Source organism: Microbacterium sp. UBA3394, assembly GCF_002358725.1.
In the GTDB taxonomy this organism is placed as follows: domain Bacteria; phylum Actinomycetota; class Actinomycetes; order Actinomycetales; family Microbacteriaceae; genus Microbacterium; species Microbacterium luteum.
This window is the reverse complement of the sequence record NZ_DEPK01000169.1, coordinates 5,863-8,199: the sequence shown is the minus strand read 5'-3', so window position 1 is coordinate 8,199 and position 2,337 is coordinate 5,863. Positions and strand designations below refer to the sequence as shown.

The window sequence follows — 2,337 nt, the reverse complement described above, 5'->3', positions numbered from 1 at the left end:
CGACGCCACGCGTCGACCCGGCCGAGGTGAAGGGGCTGGGTCAGGGTGTGGGAACAGTGCAGCCGGGGCCGGAGGTAGCGGTGGTCCCGTCCCCGTTATCCGCGGTTACGCAGTAGTTACTGAGGGTCGCGTCAGCGGCTGCGGTGGGCGCGGTGAGTGAAACGGTCATCCCTTCCGCGACGAAGCTGTCGAGATCCGGAACTTCTCCCTCAGCCAGTTGTGCCGCGACCTGAGACGCGCCGTTTGCAGCTGCCGTTTCGACGGCGCTTTCCTCAGCCTGTTCCTGCAGCCCCATGAAGACGGGGACGGCGATGGCGGCGAGGACGCCGAGAATCACGACGACGACGATCAGTTCGATGAGCGAGAAGCCGGCGTCGCCGTTCTCCTTGCGACGCCGCAGGGCGGCGATGTAAGTGGTCATGCGAGTCTCCCTTAGCGGTGTCGAGGGTGCGGGAGGTCCCCGCGGCATCCACTGTCCCCAGCGCACCTCAGGTCTCCAATGCCCCGACGTCAGGCGTTCCTCAGGTTTCCTTCAGCACCGAAACTTGAGCCGATGCATATCAACTTCATTTGACACCGCGAACCGTGCGGTCTACGCTTGAGTCGTCTCGGCTCAGGTCCCTGAGTCGACCCGTGACTTTCGGCAACGACCCGGGCCGCGCATCCGCTTCGGCCCCACCAAGAAGGAGAAGACATGCCCCGTGCTGTTGGAATCGACCTCGGTACGACGAACTCCGTCGTCAGCGTGCTGGAGGGCGGCGAGCCCAAGGTGATCGCGAACGCCGAGGGCTTCCGCACCACCCCCTCGGTGGTCGCCTACACCAAGGACGGCGAGGTGCTCGTCGGCGAGACCGCCAAGCGCCAGGCCGTCACCAACGTCGACCGCACCGTCTCGAGCGTCAAGCGCCACATGGGCACCGACTGGGGCTTCGACGTCGACGGCAAGAAGTGGACGCCGCAGGAGATCTCCGCGCGCATCCTCATGAAGCTCAAGCGCGACGCCGAGGAGTACCTCGGTGACACGGTGACCGACGCGGTCATCACGGTCCCTGCGTACTTCAACGACGCCGAGCGTCAGGCCACGAAGGAGGCCGGCGAGATCGCGGGCCTGAACGTGCTCCGCATCATCAACGAGCCGACCGCGGCCGCGCTCGCCTACGGCCTCGACAAGGGCCAGGAGGACGAGCTCATCCTCGTCTTCGACCTCGGTGGCGGAACCTTCGACGTCTCGCTGCTCGAGGTGGGCAAGGACGACGACTTCTCGACCATCCAGGTGCGCGCCACCTCGGGTGACAACCGCCTCGGTGGCGACGACTGGGACCAGCGCGTCGTGGACTACCTGATCAAGCAGTTCAAGGAGACCACCGGCGTCGACGTCTCGGGCGACAAGATCGCGCTGCAGCGCCTCAAGGAGGCCGCGGAGCAGGCGAAGAAGGAGCTCTCCAGCTCGTCGTCGACCTCGATCAACCTGCCCTACCTGTCGCTGACCGAGTCGGGCCCGGTGTCGCTGTCGGAGACGCTGTCGCGCGCCAAGTTCGAAGACCTCACCAAGGACCTCCTGGACCGCACCAAGAAGCCGTTCGAAGACGTCATCCGCGAAGCCGGCATCAAGGTCGCCGACATCGCCCACGTCGTGCTCGTCGGTGGCTCGACCCGCATGCCCGCGGTCGCCGAGCTGGTGAAGAAGGAGACGGGCAAGGACGCCAACAAGGGCGTCAACCCGGATGAGGTCGTCGCCGTCGGCGCCGCCCTGCAGGCCGGTGTCCTGAAGGGCGAGCGCAAGGACGTGCTGCTCATCGACGTCACCCCGCTGAGCCTCGGCATCGAGACCAAGGGCGGCATCATGACCAAGCTCATCGAGCGCAACACCGCCATCCCCACCAAGCGGAGCGAGACCTTCACGACCGCCGACGACAACCAGCCGTCGGTCGCGATCCAGGTCTTCCAGGGCGAGCGCGAGTTCACCCGCGACAACAAGCCGCTGGGCACCTTCGAGCTCACCGGCATCGCGCCGGCCCCGCGCGGCATCCCGCAGGTCGAGGTCACCTTCGACATCGACGCCAACGGCATCGTGCACGTGTCCGCGAAGGACAAGGGCACCGGCACCGAGCAGTCCATGACCATCACGGGCGGCTCGTCGCTGCCCAAGGAGGACATCGACCGCATGGTGCGCGAGGCCGAGGAGCACGCCGCCGACGACAAGAAGCGCCGTGAGGCCGCCGAGGTGCGAAACCAGGCCGAGACCACGTCGTACTCGGTCGAGAAGCTCATCTCCGACAACGCCGACAAGCTGCCCGAAGAGGTCAAGACCGAGGTGCAGGCCGACGTCGACGCCCT

Annotated in this window: 2 protein-coding genes; one reads left to right on the top strand and one right to left on the bottom strand. The window is 66.5% G+C overall.

Annotated elements, in window-relative coordinates; translation table 11 throughout:
* Positions 1 to 40 precede the first annotated feature (40 nt).
* The gene (locus tag B4E30_RS10075; RefSeq protein WP_286795146.1) at positions 41 to 421 is read right to left on the bottom strand and encodes a prepilin-type N-terminal cleavage/methylation domain-containing protein; all 381 of its coding nucleotides are present in this window, start codon (positions 419 to 421) and stop codon (positions 41 to 43) included.
* Between the two features lie 273 nt (positions 422 to 694).
* On the opposite strand from B4E30_RS10075, the gene dnaK reads away from it, so the two are divergent.
* Positions 695 to 2,337 (top strand): molecular chaperone DnaK (gene dnaK, locus B4E30_RS10070; protein ID WP_286795144.1); only part of this gene is annotated, 1,643 nt, incomplete at its 3' end.

Bases quoted from the DNA above. Each gene is read 5' to 3' on its own strand.
- B4E30_RS10075 (WP_286795146.1), bottom strand. From the start codon at position 421: ATGACCACTTACATCGCCGCCCTGCGGCGTCGCAAGGAGAACGGCGAC.